Source organism: Klebsiella sp. 10982 (genome assembly GCF_048589245.1).
GTDB classification, from domain to species: Bacteria; Pseudomonadota; Gammaproteobacteria; order Enterobacterales; family Enterobacteriaceae; genus Klebsiella; species Klebsiella quasivariicola.
On the sequence record NZ_JBMAXV010000008.1, the window covers coordinates 106,129 to 121,214 of the forward strand.

Consider the following 15,086-nt stretch of genomic DNA (forward strand, 5'->3'; position numbering starts at 1 on the left):
AACTATGTTGTTGTCACTTTCTATGGCAAACGTAACCACGAGGTCACATCATGAATCCACGTCCCAGCCGGATCGCCTGGGGGATTAGCCTGGCAATGACAGGCATTCTCGCACTCTGCGCACCACTGGCGGTCAACGCCGCCGACAATGCCATCTCTGAGATAGCCGCCAAAGTGGTGCCCTATCAGACCACGCCCCGTGTCTTTGTCCTGACGGATATTGGTAACGAGCCCGACGATCAGATGTCGCTGACCCGCTTTTTACTCTACGCCAATGAAATGAACATTGAGGGGCTGGTGGCAACCACCTCAACCTGGCAGCGGGAGAAAGTCCATACCGATATGATTGACCTGGTGCTCGGCCATTACGGTGAGGTACAGCCTAATTTACTGAAACATGCGGCGGGCTTCCCGACGCAGAGTCAACTGGAAAAGGTTGTCGCCCCCGGACTTGCGGGTTACGGTCTGGCCGCCACGGGCAAGGGGAAGAATACCGCTGGCTCCGACCTGTTGGTTCGCGCCATCGAAAAGAGCACTGATGCCAATCACCCGCTCTATATCAACCTGTGGGGTGGCGCCAATACGCTGGCACAGGCATTACAAGATCTGAGCGCAAAACATCCAGCCAGCACCGTGACCGCTCTCACTGGCAATCTGGTGGTGTATTCGATTTCCGATCAGGATGACGCGGGTTTCTGGATCCGTGCGCACTATCCGGCCATCACCTATATCGTCGATCCCTCCAGTCAGAATGGTGAAGACTACGCTCGCGCCACCTGGACCGGCATCAGCGGCGATAAATATTATCGCAACGCGCCGGGAGCAGATTTCACCACCGTCTCCCAGCACTGGCTGGATCAAAATATCCGCAGTAAGGGGCCGATGGGTAAAGGTTATCTGCAGTATTTGTTCATTATGGAAGGCGATACGCCCGCCTTCCTTGGGCTCATCCGCAACGGTCTTAACAGCGAGCGAAATCCCGGCTGGGGAGGCTGGGGCGGGCGTTACATTGTCCGCCAGCCCCAGCATGAAACCCGCCCGGTCTGGAGCAGCGGCGGCGATTTTTACCCAGGCAACCCGAATGCTGCCGATACCGTGACCGGCGTCGACGGTAAGCCGTACACGTCCAATCAGGCAACAATCTGGCGCTGGCGCGAAGCTTTTCAGCATGATTTCGCTGCCCGTATGGACTGGACTATCAAAGATTATGCTTCAGCCAACCACAATCCGCAGGTGGTGGTTAACGGCGACAGCGGGCAGGCAGCGCTACTGCTGACGACCACCGTGGGGGAAACCCTGAAGCTGAGCGCCGAGGGCAGCAAAGATCCGGATGGTAACATGCTCCGTTATCAATGGTTCCTCTATCCGGAAGCCGGCTCCGCCAGTTCGCAACCGGTGGCGGTAAGCGATGTTCAGGGCCGTCGCGGTGAGGATAATCTGCAGGCGCCGGCAGTGCTGGCCCTGAGTGAACAAACGCAATCGCGCACCGAGGTCAAAGCGTTACGCAAGGGCACCGAACACCTCATCCTCGCGGTGACGGATAACGGTACGCCTTCACTGACCTCCTATCGCCGGGTGATCGTCACCGTCAACTAGTCCTGCTGACGTCCACTACTTTTCCAGCCCGCACTCACACGGGCTGGATGATATGATGAGGCCTCGACTCATGGTCATTAAGGGCAGAATCGCGTGGACTACCGACAGCAGATCCTCAATATCTTGCACAGTGAAAACGAATCGCGGGCGGAGATGACCCGGCGTCTGGGCGTCACCAAAGCGTACATCACTAAACTGACCGCCCGGCTGCTGGAAGAGGGCTTAATCGAAGAGCGGGATGTGAAGGATACGTCGTTTGGTCGCCCACAGCAGTGCCTGGCCGTCAAAGAGGGCTGTGCCTGGAGCATCAATATTATGTTGCGCCGGGGGAGCTTTCAGGCAACGCTGAACGACTATCGGACGCTGAACGCCCCGCTGGCCAGCGAGCAGTTCAGCCTGCCGGACATCATGACGCCCGACGAACTGACCCAGTTTATTGCCAAAGGTGTCCAGGCGCTATGTCTGCAGGCCTCTCTGGCAGTTGAGCATATTAACGTGGTGAGCATTGCGCTGCAGGGCGGGATTGAGCATACCACTGGCGTAGTGCGCTACTGCCCTCTCTTCCCCGATGAAAATATTACGCTGATGGCGCACATTGAGCAGCGTCTCGGCCTTCCCACCCGCATTTATAATATCGCCCACTGCACGACCTATCTGCTGGCTAAACGCTGGCCGGGTCGCTCCTGGATCGCGTTTATGCCGGGTTTTGGTAGCCTCGGTTTTGGCTATTGCACTCACGGCATACCGGGACTGGGCGAGAACGGGTTTTACCCGGAAATTGTCCACTTGCCTTATGAGGGTGGTCTGGAGCAGGCGTTTAACGTTAACCCGGCGAATAAGGCGGCCGGCATTCAGCAAACCGCTAACGCCCTGTACTTCGCCATCTGCTGCACGGCGCCGATCCACAACATACGGCTGGTTATCGCCACTGGCGAACTCTTTGAAGATTATGGCGACGAGATTCTGCCATTGACGCAGCAGATGCTGGCCGCCAGTCCAAACCGTCATGTTCGCGAGATTACCTTACACCACGACAAAACCGGGCATAACTATGGCTGGCAAGGGCTGGTCCAGCTCAGCTCCGATGCCATCACCGCGCAACTGGCGTAAAAAAACCGGATCAGGTGTTCCCTGACCCGGCGTTGCAGAAAAGCGCATCGCGCAGCGCGTTTAGTGGCCGAGGGCGCCGCTCACCAGAATCGAGGTGATGATCCCGGTCGCCGCAGCGATCAGCACATAGTTACCGTCGATATAGGACCAGTGATGGCCTTCCGGCGGGGGCGGCAGGCCGCGGTCGCTCCAGTCGCGGACGCGATATTCATCGCCACGGAACGGCGCCGGAGCCGGGTGGCCTTTGCGGAAATCGTTCCCGCGCCAGGCGAAATGGTCCTGCTCATGACGTGCCTGATCGCGTTTGTCATGACCGTCGCGATCCGGGCCACGCTGGTCATGGTCACCCTGATGATGCGCGTCAGGTCCGCCCTGCGGCGCATGCCCATCATGGTCCGGACCGTTCTGCCACACCGTTGGCTGCCCCGGGCGATGGCCGTCGTTCGGGCCATCGGCAAAGGCCGGGACACTCAGCACACACGATAAAATTACAGCCAGAGAAATCATCTTTTTCATGGTACACCTCCTGATTCAGCTCCTTTGTACCGGGCAAATGTGAAGAAAGAGTGAGTATCTGGTTAACCAGGAAGATTCCTGGCATCGGCTGTCGGGAAGAGGTTGCGCTGATGGCGGGGCAATAAAAAAGGCCGCTTTCGCGACCTTTATTCAGACAGGTAAAAGGACTTATTCAGTCACTTTATTTTTTAACTCTTCGGCGCCGGTTTTGGTTTTATCCCAGCCCTTTTCCGCACCGGATTTGGTGGCGTTCCAGCCTTTTTCACTGACCTCTTTGGTCTTATCCCACCCCTTCTCGGTGCTTTCTTTGGTCTTGTTCCAGGTTTTCTGCGCGCCCTCGCTCACCTGGCTGCCGACGCTGTCCTGCTTGCCTTCGGCGGCGTGTTTCGCCTTCAGCTGCTGCTCTTCGCCCTCATGCTGGGCCTGGTGCAGCTTCTCTTTGGCGGTGTTGGCGTTAGCATTCGCCGCCGCGACGGTATCATCTGTTGCATGTGTTGTCGCAGCAAAAACCGGAGCCGCAACCAGAATAGCCGATAACGCAATCATTGCTTTTTTCATAATATCCTCTCTCACGTGTCGTGTTATGAGTCGCATTCAGGATGGCACAACGAACCGGGGATGACATTAGGAATTAGCCTGAAAAACGTCTTCGACCTCCAGCCATGGCAGAAAATGCTGCCGCCGCGCGCGCCCTGTCGGCGTTGGCATAATTTCCAACATGTTTGTTACATTTTATGAAATTTGCCCTTGATATACTTGCCGTTGACGTTTACTCGAGAATAATTCTCAGAATCATTATATTTATAAATTGGCAAACGGAACTCATTTTATGGCAAGAAAATCAGTAAGATCGCTGTTGCTTACTGCGCTGATCGCGACTCCCTTCTTCAGCTATGCGACCCAATATCCTCTGACGGTTACTGACCTCGACGGCCGGCAGGTCACCCTGGCTAAAGAGCCGCAGCGTATTATTTTGCAGGATGGCCGCGACATTATGACCCTCGCCCTGCTGGACCGGGACAATCCGTTTAAGCGGCTGGTGGCATGGAATAATCTGGCGAAAAAGCAGGACGTTGCCACCTGGCAGATGCTGAAAACGACGTGGCCGCAGTCGGCCACGATCCTTGACATGGGCTTCAGCGACAAGGGGAATGTCGATCTTGAAAGCGTCATCGCCCGCCAGCCGGATCTGATGATCGCCCAGCTGCGCGCCAGGCCAGCGCTGATGGAGAGCGGCGTCATCGACAAGCTCAGCGCCCTGCACGTTCCGGTGCTGTTTGTCGACTATGAGATCGACCCGGCGAAAGATACCGCTCCCAGCATCGACCTGCTGGGCAAAGTCCTCAACCGCGAGAGCCAGGCCAAAGCCTTTACCGATTACTATCGTCAGCAGCTGCAGACGATTCGCCAGAAAACCGCGGCCATTACGCCGAAGGCCAACGTCTTCGTGGAAGCGCTGGCCGGCAACAGCGACGCCTGCTGCTTTACCCACGGCCACAGCGGCTGGGGCGGGCTGGTGGAGGCGGTCGGGGCGAACAATATCGGTTCGCAGCTGCTGCCGGGCGCCTCCGGGTTCGTCTCGCTGGAGAAAATCATCAGCATGAAGCCCGACGCCTGGATCATGACCGGCTCGAAGCGCGGCAACAGCCAGGTGCTGCCCCTGGGTTATGAGGTTAAGCCGGAGGCGGTGAAGGCCCAGGCGCAGATCCTGCTGGCGCGACCTGGGGTCAGCCAGATCCCGGCGGTACAGGAAAAGCGGGCCTATGGCGTCTATCACCACTTCTATAACCACCCGTGGAATATTGTCGGCATGGAATACCTGGCGAAAGATATCTACCCGCAGGCCTTCGGCGATCTCAACCCGGATGAGACTTACCATTATATCGTGCGCCATTTCACCGACCTGCCGGACCAGCCGTTCGTCTTCTCCTGGCAGCAGAGCGAGTAATCCGGCATGCGTTTAACCTCCGACTCCGTGCTCGACGGGCTGCCCGCCGGGACCTCTGGCGTGATAGATGACTATCGCCGTATCGTGCGTCGCCGTCTGCTGCTGATGCTCCTGCTGGCGCTGTTGATTGTCGCGTCGCTGCTGCTCGATTTTATGCTCGGCCCCTCCGGTCTGCCGCTGCAGAGCCTGTGGCAGACGTTAACCGATCCGGCCAGCGCCGATCCGGGCACGCGCGCCATCGTCTGGGATATCCGTCTGCCCTATGCGGTGATGGCGATTATCGTCGGTCTGGCGCTGGGACTGGCCGGCGCCGAAATGCAGACCATCCTCAATAACCCTCTGGCCAGTCCGTTTACCCTTGGCGTCTCCTCGGCTGCGGCGTTTGGCGCCGCGCTGGCGATTGTGCTGGGTATTGGCCTGCCCGGTATTCCCGGCCAGTGGTTTATCTCGGCCAACGCCTTTATCTTCGCCCTGCTGGCGGCCCTGCTGCTGGACGGCATCACCCGCTGGACCCAGGTGGCCACCTCCGGGGTCATCCTGTTCGGCATCGCGCTGGTCTTTACCTTTAACGCCCTGGTCTCGATGCTGCAGTTCATCGCCAACGAAGACACGCTGCAGGGGCTGGTGTTCTGGACCATGGGCAGCATCGACCGCGCCTCCTGGAGCAAAGTCGCCATCCTGCTGGTCGCCCTGGCGCTGGTGATGCCCCTGTCGCTGCGCAGCGCGTGGAAGCTGACGGCCCTGCGGCTGGGCGAGGACCGGGCCATCAGCTTTGGCATTAACGTTCGCCGCCTGCGCCTGACCACGCTGCTGCGGATCAGCATACTGTCGGCGCTTTCGGTGGCCTTTGTCGGGCCAATCGGCTTTATCGGCCTGGTGGCGCCGCATATTGCGCGGATGCTCTTCGGCGAAGACCATCGCTTTTATCTGCCCGCCAGCGCGCTGATCGGCGCTCTGGTGCTCTCCCTGGCCTCCATCGCCTCGAAGAACCTGATCCCGGGGGCCATTATTCCGGTGGGGATCGTCACTTCCCTGGTCGGGGTCCCGTTCTTTTTGAGCATTATTTTACGTCATCGGGGGCAGGCATGAGCGACCAGACGTTATCCGGGCTGTCGCTGTCTCACTTCAGCGCCGGCTACCCCAGACGCAAGGTGATCGAGAACCTGACGGTTCCCCATCTGCCGCGAGGGAAAATCACCGCGCTGCTGGGGCCAAACGGCAGCGGTAAATCAACGTTAATGCGGGCGATGGCGGGTCTGGGACCCTGCCGCGGCGAGCTGCTGCTGGAGGGGGAAAATCTGCTGACACAGCCGTTCTCACGTCGCGCAGAGCAGGTGGTCTATCTTCCGCAGACGCTGCCCGCCGGCGTGCATCTGCATGTGCTGGAGTCGATTATCGTTGCCCAGCGCGCCGCCGGAGGACGCCACAGTCCGCAGCACCAGGAGGAGGTGATGGCGCTGCTGCGGCAGCTGGGGATTGCCCATCTGGCGATGAGCTACCTCGATCAGCTCTCCGGCGGGCAAAAGCAGCTGGTGGGTCTCGCCCAGTCGCTGATCCGCCAGCCGCGCCTGCTGCTGCTCGACGAACCGCTCAGCGCCCTTGACCTCAACTACCAGTTTCACGTGATGGATCTGGTACGCCGGGAGACCCGACGGCGCAACATCGTAACCCTGGTGGTGGTGCACGATATCAATATTGCCCTGCGTCATGCCGACCACGTGCTGATGCTCAAGGCGGGCCAGTTGCTCGGCGACGGTACCCCGGCCGCGGTCATCACCCCCGAGACCCTGGCGGCCGTCTATGGGGTGCGCGGGCGTATTGAACCCTGTTCGCAGGGGGTGCGGCAGGTCATTATTGACGGCCTGGTGGCCAGCGAGGCCTGACTGCGGCGCGGGGCGGCACGTCCGCCCTGCGCCCGCCGGCCTAGTGATCGAGATAGAGATAGTTTTCCCAGCTTTTCATGCGGATCAGGATCTTCCGGATCAGCGACAGCTCTTTCAGATGATCTGAGTAGACCGCCGCCTCGAGGGTGGCCCCCTGCGGCAGAGCGTATTCGGCAAATCGCGGATCGGTGACCTTCAGCACCACCAGCGCCCGGCCGTGGGTATTGAGCGCATCCGTGGTCAGCAGTTTGCCCTGCCCCTGGAACTGGCTCTCGCCAATCGCCGGCAGCACGTCGGCCACTTCTCCGCGAAAGACGGTGCCCGGGATGGCCGGAAACATCAGCTCCGCAGGCTCGCCTTTGTGCAGACGCTGCAGGGCGTTCTGGCGAAATGCCGCGACGTACTCCCGCGAGGCAGCGCCCTCCACCGGCACAAAGGTCATCAGCGGGATCATCCCCAGCGCAGTGGACATGGTACCCGGCCGTAAGCCGACGGTGCTGACATAGCCATCCTCCGGGGCACGGACGACGGTGTTATCCAGCTGAAACTGGGCCTTCTGCAACTGCGCCAGCAGGGAGGCGACAGTGGTATTTTTGCCCTTCACCACTGAGTCCAGCGCGTTGCGCGCCTGGGCTACCTTCGCCTGAGCCGCGCTGACGCTGGCTTCATCGGCTTTCCACGTCTGCAGACGGGTATCGACCATTTGATCGGAGAAGGCGCCCTGGACGTGGCCCGCCCGATAGCGGGCATATTCCCGCCGCGACTGATCGCGCTGGGCCACCGCTCTGCTCAGCTCGGCCTGCGCCTGGCTTAACGCCGCGTTTAAGGAGAGCGCATCCTGACTGGCCGCTTTTATCTGCGCCTGCAGATCGTCCACTTTCGCCTGGAACGGCGTCGGGTCGAGGGTAAACAGCACATCGCCCTTATGCAGCATCTGGTTAGGCTTCACCGGTACGCTCTGCACCCGGCCGCGCACCTGCGACACAATCGGCACGGTACGAAACACCTGGTTACCGACATCGGTATACGGGAAGTTGTAGTTCATCCCGAAGATCACCGCGCCAATCAGGGCGATACCGCCGAGCACCGCCGTCGGTACGGTCCACTTATTGAGCGGGATGCGGAAGACTTTAAACACCACGATGCACAGCGCGGCGTAGGTCAGCAACATTAACGTTTCCATTAGTTTGCCTCCTTCGCTTTCAGCGCGTCCACCTCGCGCTGGACCTGTTCCAGCTGCTGGACCACCGTTTCCAGACGCTGATGCAGCCCCGGCTGTACGTCGGCAATGTGGCGCATTCCCCACCCGCGATCTTCGCGCCACAGCGTTGCCCAGATCCATAACAAAGGCCACAGCGCGTGCAGGGTAAATAAACTGACCCAGCCGGCATAATGAATTGCATCCTGATGAGGATGGTGCCGCTCTTTGGCAATTTCATAAGGAATATCGTGAATAACAATCACGCCATAAAACAGTATTAAGGCCACAGCGATCAAAATGGCCAGCGCCACATAGTCCAGGGTCATAAAATAACTCCAGAGTGAAAGGTTAACTAAATAAAACGGCCAGATTCAGGCGTAACGGGGCCGGGGAAAACGCGCGCTTAGCGCTTTTCCCTGGCGGTGATAGCAACGTGATGGCGTGAATCTGCCGAATCGGGTTCAGAATTTCTCAGGAATATGACGGTCGATGGAGATCAGCTTGCCTTTTTTCACCGTGATATATCCCCCCTCGCGCAGGGCGGCCAGCACCTGGTACACATAGCTGCGCGAGAGATTGGTTCGTTTAATAATAAATGCCGACAGGCTCTCATGCTGACCACCATCGATTTCGCTGCGATATAGATAGCGCGACAGCATCGATTTAATGGTCTGAAAACTGGTCTGGCTGCCACGTTCATAGTGGGCATCAAGGGCAAATATGCCCATATAGGCCAGGATCGTGGTCAGCTCTTGCATATAGCCCGGCGACGAATGAAAGAATATTCGCTCAAAATCGCTGGCGGTTATTTTCGCCAGCTGGCACTCGCCCAGACACCGATAATAGAGCGCCACCGACGGACAATAATGTTCCAGTAATCCTAACGGCATATGCGCGATAACAATCCCGACCAGGTTCTGCTCATCGCCAAAGGCCAGCGTCATTTGTCCCTGCAGCAGAAAGTAGAGATAGCCCGGCTGCGGAATAAAACCCTGGTCTTTGCTCAAACTCAGCGTTTCACTGCAGGCGATCACCGCCGGCAGATGCGTAGTCAGCGTCAGCTTCTGGTACCGATCGTAAATATCGCCAAAACTGGGGTTCATCGCGCTGCGCACTCCTTTACCTCTGGCCACCGCGGCGGGGCTAACCGCGACCTGTTGCACTATACCTAAGCGGGTGGGGAAGGAAAAGTCCAGATCTGGAGTGGCGAAATATTCCGCCTGGCTCACATTTTTCACCCTCGCCTCCCTGTTTCGTGACCCGATCGTTCCGCTTACCGGTGGGCTGTGCTTTAATTAGCTAAACCGGTTTAATAAAGTTTAGCTTAGAGGAGCTTGTCGTATGAATGGAAAAATTTGGGTACTCGGCGATGCGGTCGTCGATCTCCTGCCCGATGGCGAGGGCCGCCTGCTGCAATGCCCCGGCGGCGCACCGGCCAACGTCGCGGTCGGCGTGGCGCGGCTCGGCGGCGACAGCGGCTTTATTGGCCGCGTCGGCGACGATCCCTTCGGCCGCTTTATGCGTCACACCCTGGCGCAGGAGCAGGTGGATGTGAACTATATGCGCCTCGATGCGGCGCAGCGCACCTCCACGGTGGTGGTCGATCTCGATGGACACGGGGAGCGCACCTTTACCTTTATGGTGCGTCCGAGCGCCGACCTGTTCCTTCAGCCTGAGGATCTCCCGTCGTTTGCCGCCGGCCAGTGGCTGCACGTCTGCTCCATCGCCCTCAGCGCTGAACCAAGCCGCAGCACGGCATTCGCGGCAATGGAGGCGATAAAACGCGCCGGGGGCTATGTCAGCTTCGACCCCAATATCCGCAGCGACCTGTGGCAGGATCCGCAGGACCTGCGTGACTGTCTCGACCGGGCGCTGGCCCTCGCCGACGCCATAAAACTCTCGGAAGAGGAGCTGGCCTTTGTCAGCGGCAGTGACGACATCGTCAGCGGCATCGCCCGCCTCAACGCCCGCTTCCAGCCGACGCTGCTGCTGGTGACCCAGGGCAAAGCGGGCGTTCAGGCCGCCCTGCGCGGGCAGGTTAGCCACTTCCCTGCCCGCCCGGTGGTGGCCGTTGATACTACCGGCGCCGGCGATGCGTTTGTCGCCGGGCTGCTTGCCGGCCTCGCCGCCCACGGTATCCCGGACAACCTCGCCGCCCTGGCTCCCGACCTTACGCTGGCGCAAACCTGCGGCGCGCTGGCCACCACCGCCAAAGGCGCCATGACCGCCCTGCCCTTCAGGGACGATCTTCAGCGCTCGCTGTGATCCCATAGGGCCGGCTAACGGCCCACTTTGCTGGCGACATCACAATTCTTAAACCGGTTTAGCAATTTTTATTTTCACCGCGTTACCGACATGTTTACCATATTAATTAAACCGGTTTAGCAAACGTTAGCACACTCACTGATTTTACCTTTGGATGTCAACAGCATGTATAAAAAACGGAAGTTAGCCATTCTTATTGCTTTGCTAACCGGCACCGCCGCCGCCCATGGGCAGACAGACCTGAACAGCATTGAAGCGCGTCTCGCCGCCCTGGAAAAACGCCTGCAGGACGCCGAAACCCGCGCGAGCACTGCCGAAAGCCGTGCCGCCTCGGCGGAGCAGAAAGTTCAGCAGTTAACCCAGCAGCAGCAGCAAACCCAGGCCACCACCCAACAGGTGGCCAGGCGCACCACCCAGCTGGAAGAAAAAGCCGAACGGCCAGGCGGCTTTGAGTTCCACGGCTATGCCCGTTCCGGGGTGATCATGAACGACTCCGCCGCCAGCACCAAATCCGGCGCTTATATGACCCCCGCCGGGGAGACCGGTGGCGCCATTGGTCGTCTGGGCAACCAGGCCGACACCTATGTGGAAATGAACCTCGAACATAAGCAGACCCTGGACAACGGGGCGACCACCCGTTTCAAAGTGATGGTGGCCGACGGGCAGACCACCTATAACGACTGGACGGCAAGCAGCAGCGACCTGAACGTGCGCCAGGCGTTTGTCGAGCTGGGCAACCTGCCGACCTTCGAAGGTCCGTTCAAAGGCTCGACCCTGTGGGCCGGGAAACGCTTTGACCGTGACAACTTCGACATCCACTGGATTGATTCGGATGTGGTGTTCCTCGCCGGGACCGGCGGCGGGATCTACGACGTGAAATGGAACGACAGCCTGCGCAGCAACTTCTCGTTATACGGCCGCAACTTTGGCGATATCGCTGACAGCAGCAACAGCGTGCAGAACTATATCGTCAGCATGAATAACTTTGCCGGCCCGGTGCAGATGATGGTCAGCGGGATGCGGGCGAAAGATAATGACGACCGCCAGGACGCGAACGGCAATCTGGTGAAAGGCGATGCCGCTAACACCGGGGTCCATGCTCTGCTGGGCCTGCACAATGAGAGCTTCTATGGCCTGCGCGACGGGACCAGCAAAACGGCCCTGCTGTACGGCCACGGGCTGGGCGCCGAGGTCAAAGGCATCGGCTCCGACGGCGCGCTGCGCCCGGGGGCCAATACCTGGCGCTTCGCCAGCTACGGCACCACGCCGCTGAGCGATCGCTGGTTTATTGCCCCGGCCGTGCTGGCGCAGAGCAGTAAAGATCGCTATGTCGATGGCGACAGCTATCAATGGGCCACTCTTAACCTGCGTCTGATTCAGGAAGTGACGCAGAACTTCGCCCTCGCCTGGGAGGGCAGCTATCAGTACATGGATCTGCAGCCTGAAGGCTACAACGATCGCCACGCGGTGAACGGCAGCTTCTATAAGCTGACCTTCGCCCCAACCTTCAAGGTGGGCAGCATCGGCGACTTCTTCTCGCGGCCGGAGATCCGCTTCTATACATCGTGGATGGACTGGAGCAAAAAACTGGATAACTACGCCAGCGACGACGCGTTAGGCAGCAACGGGTTCAAATCGGGCGGCGAATGGTCGTTCGGTATGCAAATGGAGACCTGGTTCTGACGGTAACCCGGACGACAGGGTAAATCACACATAAATATAAGGTTCGCGGCGCCTGCCACGGCTGGCGCCGCCCACGCCATATCATCATGCATTTAGAGGGTACTATGGATTTTGATCAGATTTCCCGCTCACTGCTTCCCCTGCTGGGCGGCAAGGAAAATATCGCCAGCGCCGCACACTGCGCCACCCGCCTGCGGCTGGTGCTGGTCGACGACGCGCTCGCCGACCAACAGGCCATTGGCAAAATCGACGGGGTCAAAGGCTGCTTTCGCAATGCCGGACAGATGCAGATCATCTTCGGCACCGGGGTGGTCAATAAAGTCTATGCCGCCTTTATCCAGGCCGCAGGCATCAGCGAATCAAGCAAATCCGAAGCCGCCGACCTGGCCGCGAAAAAGCTGAACCCGTTCCAGCGCATCGCCCGCCTGCTGTCCAACATTTTCGTACCGATCATTCCCGCCATCGTCGCCTCCGGCCTGCTGATGGGCCTGCTGGGGATGGTGAAAACCTACGGCTGGGTCGACCCGAGCAATGCTATCTATATCATGCTGGATATGTGCAGCTCGGCAGCGTTTATCATTCTGCCGATCCTGATCGGCTTTACCGCCGCCCGCGAATTTGGCGGTAACCCTTATCTGGGCGCGACCCTTGGCGGGATCCTCACCCACCCGGCGCTGACCAACGCCTGGGGCGTCGCCGCCGGCTTCCACACCATGAATTTCTTCGGCATCGAAGTGGCGATGATCGGCTACCAGGGCACCGTCTTCCCGGTGCTGCTGGCGGTGTGGTTTATGAGCATGGTCGAGAAACGGCTGCGCCGCGTGATCCCTGACGCGCTGGACCTGATCCTCACCCCGTTCCTGACGGTGATTATCTCCGGCTTTATCGCCCTGCTGCTGATCGGCCCGGCCGGCCGCGCGCTCGGCGACGGTATTTCGTTTATCCTCAGCACGCTTATCAGCCACGCCGGCTGGCTGGCGGGACTGCTGTTCGGCGGCCTCTATTCGGTGATCGTCATTACCGGTATCCATCACAGCTTCCACGCCATCGAGGCGGGTCTGCTGGGCAACCCGTCGATTGGCGTCAATTTCCTGCTGCCAATCTGGGCGATGGCCAACGTCGCTCAGGGCGGCGCCTGCTTTGCGGTGTGGTTTAAAACCAAAGATGCCAAAATCAAAGCCATCACCCTGCCGTCGGCGTTTTCGGCGATGCTGGGGATCACGGAAGCGGCAATCTTCGGGATTAACCTGCGCTTTGTGAAACCGTTCATCGCCGCGCTGGTGGGCGGTGCCGCCGGCGGCGCCTGGGTGGTGTCGATGCACGTCTATATGACCGCGGTGGGTCTGACGGCGATCCCGGGGATGGCCATCGTGCAGGCCAGCTCGCTGCTGAACTACATTATCGGAATGGCGATCGCCTTCGTCGTGGCCTTCATGCTCTCTCTGACGCTGAAATACAAAACGGACGCTGAATAATGTCACTACCGTCACGCCTGCCTGCGATCCTGCAGGCCGTTATGCAGGGCCAGCCGCAGGCGCTGGCCGACGATCATTACCCGCAATGGCATCTGGCGCCGGTCAGCGGGCTGCTGAACGATCCCAACGGCTTTTGCCAGGTTGCCGGGCGTTACCACCTGTTTTATCAGTGGAACCCGCTCGCCTGCGACCATACCTATAAGTGCTGGGGACACTGGAGTTCAGCCGATCTGCTGCACTGGCGCCATGAACCTATCGCCCTGATGCCGGACGAAGAGTATGACCGCAACGGCTGCTACTCCGGCAGCGCGGTTGAGTTCGAGGGCGCCCTGACCCTGTGCTACACCGGCAACGTGAAATTCCCCGACGGCGGGCGCACCGCCTGGCAGTGCCTGGCGACGGAAAATGCCGATGGCACCTTCCGCAAGCTGGGGCCGGTGCTGCCGCTGCCTGACGGTTACACCGGCCATGTACGCGACCCCAAGGTGTGGCAGCAGGACGGGCGCTGGTACATGGTTCTCGGCGCGCAGGATGTGCAACAGCACGGTAAAGTGCTGCTGTTTACCGCCAGCGATCTGCGGGAGTGGCGCCTGGTGGGCGAGATCGCCGGACATGGCGTGAACGGCCTGGCGAACGGCGGCTATATGTGGGAGTGCCCGGATCTCTTTCCGCTGGCGGACACCCACCTGCTGATCTGCTGCCCGCAGGGGCTGGCCCGCGAAGCGCAGCGTTTTCTCAATACCTATCCGGCGGTGTGGATGGCAGGCCGCTTCGACGCCGAGCGCGGCACCTTCGACCACGGCCCGCTGCACGAGCTGGACAGCGGGTTTGAGTTCTACGCGCCGCAGACCATGCAGGCCGAAGATGGCCGCCGCCTGCTGGTCGGCTGGATGGGCGTCCCGGACGGGGAAGAGATGCATCAGCCCACCCGCGCACAGGGCTGGATCCACCAGATGACCTGCGTGCGTGAGCTGGAGTGGCAGGCCGGCACCCTGTATCAGCGTCCGCTGCGCGAGCTGACCGCCCTGCGCGGGGAAGCCCAGGGCTGGCGCGGGCAGACCCTGCCCCTCGCCCCGATGGAGCTGGCCTTTGACATCGCCCCCGACAGCACGCTGGGGCTGGACTTTGCTGGCGCCCTGCAGCTCACCATCAATCGCGACGGCTTACGCCTGTCGCGCCGCGGGCTGCAGACCGCCGAGATGCATCACCGCTACTGGCGCGGCGCGGCGCGGCGCCTGCGGATCTTTATCGACCGCTCCAGCGTGGAGATTTTCATCAACGATGGCGAAGGGGTGATGAGCAGCCGCTTCTTCCCGGGCTATCCCGGGCAGTTAATCTTCAGCGGTGCGACGCCGGTGGCATTCTGCCGCTGGCTGCTGCGGCCATGCATGGTAGAATAAGCGTTTTGCT

At 60.0% G+C, this 15,086-nt stretch carries 14 protein-coding genes; 9 read left to right on the forward strand and 5 right to left on the reverse strand.

Features of this window, described 5'->3' with window-relative positions:
- The first annotated feature begins 50 nt into the window (after nt 1-50).
- Together ACKLKD_RS09730 and ACKLKD_RS09735 are read left to right on the forward strand one after the other, a co-directional pair.
- Nucleotides 51-1,595, forward strand: a complete 1,545-nt coding sequence (locus tag ACKLKD_RS09730; protein ID WP_223862116.1) for a nucleoside hydrolase-like domain-containing protein — start codon at nt 51-53, stop codon at nt 1,593-1,595.
- Nucleotides 1,596-1,688: 93 nt separating this feature from the next.
- A complete protein-coding gene (locus ACKLKD_RS09735; protein WP_080896960.1) occupies nt 1,689-2,705 on the forward strand; it encodes an ROK family transcriptional regulator in 1,017 nt (338 codons plus the stop codon).
- 60 nt (nt 2,706-2,765) lie between these two features.
- Here the strand turns inward: ACKLKD_RS09735 and ACKLKD_RS09740 are convergent, their stop codons facing one another.
- Nucleotides 2,766-3,221, reverse strand: a complete 456-nt coding sequence (locus ACKLKD_RS09740) for an RcnB family protein (RefSeq protein ID WP_012542546.1) — start codon at nt 3,219-3,221, stop codon at nt 2,766-2,768.
- A gap of 168 nt (nt 3,222-3,389) precedes the next feature.
- Nucleotides 3,390-3,779 carry a hypothetical protein gene (locus tag ACKLKD_RS09745; protein ID WP_025714898.1) on the reverse strand — a complete coding sequence of 130 codons (390 nt, stop codon included), beginning with the start codon at nt 3,777-3,779 and terminating at the stop codon, nt 3,390-3,392.
- Between the two features lie 271 nt (nt 3,780-4,050).
- On the opposite strand from ACKLKD_RS09745, the gene ACKLKD_RS09750 reads away from it, so the two are divergent.
- From ACKLKD_RS09750 to ACKLKD_RS09760, 3 genes are read left to right on the forward strand one after another with little or no spacing between them, the layout of a single operon-like run.
- Complete coding sequence (locus tag ACKLKD_RS09750; protein ID WP_025714897.1) at nt 4,051-5,169, forward strand: ABC transporter substrate-binding protein; 1,119 nt, start codon at nt 4,051-4,053, stop codon at nt 5,167-5,169.
- 60 nt (nt 5,170-5,229) lie between these two features.
- Nucleotides 5,230-6,258 (forward strand): FecCD family ABC transporter permease, encoded by a 1,029-nt coding sequence (locus tag ACKLKD_RS09755; protein ID WP_162494475.1) that lies wholly within the window; start codon nt 5,230-5,232, stop codon nt 6,256-6,258.
- Nucleotides 6,255-7,052 carry an ABC transporter ATP-binding protein gene (locus tag ACKLKD_RS09760; protein ID WP_025714896.1) on the forward strand — a complete coding sequence of 266 codons (798 nt, stop codon included), beginning with the start codon at nt 6,255-6,257 and terminating at the stop codon, nt 7,050-7,052. Before ACKLKD_RS09755 ends, ACKLKD_RS09760 begins: the two co-directional genes overlap by 4 nt.
- A gap of 40 nt (nt 7,053-7,092) precedes the next feature.
- Here ACKLKD_RS09760 and ACKLKD_RS09765 read toward each other — a convergent pair whose 3' ends face one another.
- The 3 genes from ACKLKD_RS09765 to ACKLKD_RS09775 all read right to left on the reverse strand — a co-directional run bounded on the left by ACKLKD_RS09765 (nt 7,093) and on the right by ACKLKD_RS09775 (nt 9,356).
- Entirely contained in the window at nt 7,093-8,235 is a 1,143-nt protein-coding gene (locus tag ACKLKD_RS09765) for an HlyD family secretion protein (RefSeq protein ID WP_080896961.1), read from the reverse strand.
- The gene (locus ACKLKD_RS09770) at nt 8,235-8,579 is read right to left on the reverse strand and encodes a DUF3302 domain-containing protein (RefSeq protein WP_025714539.1); all 345 of its coding nucleotides are present in this window, start codon (nt 8,577-8,579) and stop codon (nt 8,235-8,237) included. The genes ACKLKD_RS09765 and ACKLKD_RS09770 overlap by 1 nt, the downstream gene beginning before the upstream one ends.
- A 135-nt stretch (nt 8,580-8,714) precedes the next feature.
- Nucleotides 8,715-9,356 carry a helix-turn-helix domain-containing protein gene (locus ACKLKD_RS09775; protein WP_025714538.1) on the reverse strand — a complete coding sequence of 214 codons (642 nt, stop codon included), beginning with the start codon at nt 9,354-9,356 and terminating at the stop codon, nt 8,715-8,717.
- Nucleotides 9,357-9,594: 238 nt separating this feature from the next.
- Here ACKLKD_RS09775 and ACKLKD_RS09780 point away from each other — a divergent pair, with 238 nt between their 5' ends.
- The 4 genes from ACKLKD_RS09780 (at nt 9,595) to ACKLKD_RS09795 (ending at nt 15,076) form a co-directional block, all read left to right on the forward strand.
- On the forward strand, nt 9,595-10,518 hold the full coding sequence (locus ACKLKD_RS09780; RefSeq protein ID WP_025714537.1) for an aminoimidazole riboside kinase: 924 nt from the start codon (nt 9,595-9,597) through the stop codon (nt 10,516-10,518).
- 165 nt (nt 10,519-10,683) lie between these two features.
- A complete protein-coding gene (locus ACKLKD_RS09785) occupies nt 10,684-12,201 on the forward strand; it encodes a carbohydrate porin (RefSeq protein ID WP_087806322.1) in 1,518 nt (505 codons plus the stop codon).
- A 104-nt stretch (nt 12,202-12,305) separates the two neighbouring features.
- Complete coding sequence (locus ACKLKD_RS09790; RefSeq protein WP_025714536.1) at nt 12,306-13,676, forward strand: sucrose-specific PTS transporter subunit IIBC; 1,371 nt, start codon at nt 12,306-12,308, stop codon at nt 13,674-13,676.
- Nucleotides 13,676-15,076 carry a sucrose-6-phosphate hydrolase gene (locus ACKLKD_RS09795; protein WP_087806304.1) on the forward strand — a complete coding sequence of 467 codons (1,401 nt, stop codon included), beginning with the start codon at nt 13,676-13,678 and terminating at the stop codon, nt 15,074-15,076. Before ACKLKD_RS09790 ends, ACKLKD_RS09795 begins: the two co-directional genes overlap by 1 nt.
- Nucleotides 15,077-15,086 lie beyond the last annotated feature (10 nt).

Coding starts and splice junctions, on each gene's coding strand:
- ACKLKD_RS09730 (WP_223862116.1), top strand. CDS start 51: ATGAATCCACGTCCCAGCCGGATCGCCTGGGGGATTAGCCTGGCAATG.
- ACKLKD_RS09740 (WP_012542546.1), bottom strand. CDS start 3,221: ATGAAAAAGATGATTTCTCTGGCTGTAATTTTATCGTGTGTGCTGAGT.
- ACKLKD_RS09745 (WP_025714898.1), bottom strand. CDS start 3,779: ATGAAAAAAGCAATGATTGCGTTATCGGCTATTCTGGTTGCGGCTCCG.
- ACKLKD_RS09750 (WP_025714897.1), top strand. CDS start 4,051: ATGGCAAGAAAATCAGTAAGATCGCTGTTGCTTACTGCGCTGATCGCG.
- ACKLKD_RS09760 (WP_025714896.1), top strand. CDS start 6,255: ATGAGCGACCAGACGTTATCCGGGCTGTCGCTGTCTCACTTCAGCGCC.
- ACKLKD_RS09765 (WP_080896961.1), bottom strand. CDS start 8,235: ATGGAAACGTTAATGTTGCTGACCTACGCCGCGCTGTGCATCGTGGTG.
- ACKLKD_RS09770 (WP_025714539.1), bottom strand. CDS start 8,579: ATGACCCTGGACTATGTGGCGCTGGCCATTTTGATCGCTGTGGCCTTA.
- ACKLKD_RS09775 (WP_025714538.1), bottom strand. CDS start 9,356: ATGAACCCCAGTTTTGGCGATATTTACGATCGGTACCAGAAGCTGACG.
- ACKLKD_RS09780 (WP_025714537.1), top strand. CDS start 9,595: ATGAATGGAAAAATTTGGGTACTCGGCGATGCGGTCGTCGATCTCCTG.
- ACKLKD_RS09785 (WP_087806322.1), top strand. CDS start 10,684: ATGTATAAAAAACGGAAGTTAGCCATTCTTATTGCTTTGCTAACCGGC.
- ACKLKD_RS09790 (WP_025714536.1), top strand. CDS start 12,306: ATGGATTTTGATCAGATTTCCCGCTCACTGCTTCCCCTGCTGGGCGGC.
- ACKLKD_RS09795 (WP_087806304.1), top strand. CDS start 13,676: ATGTCACTACCGTCACGCCTGCCTGCGATCCTGCAGGCCGTTATGCAG.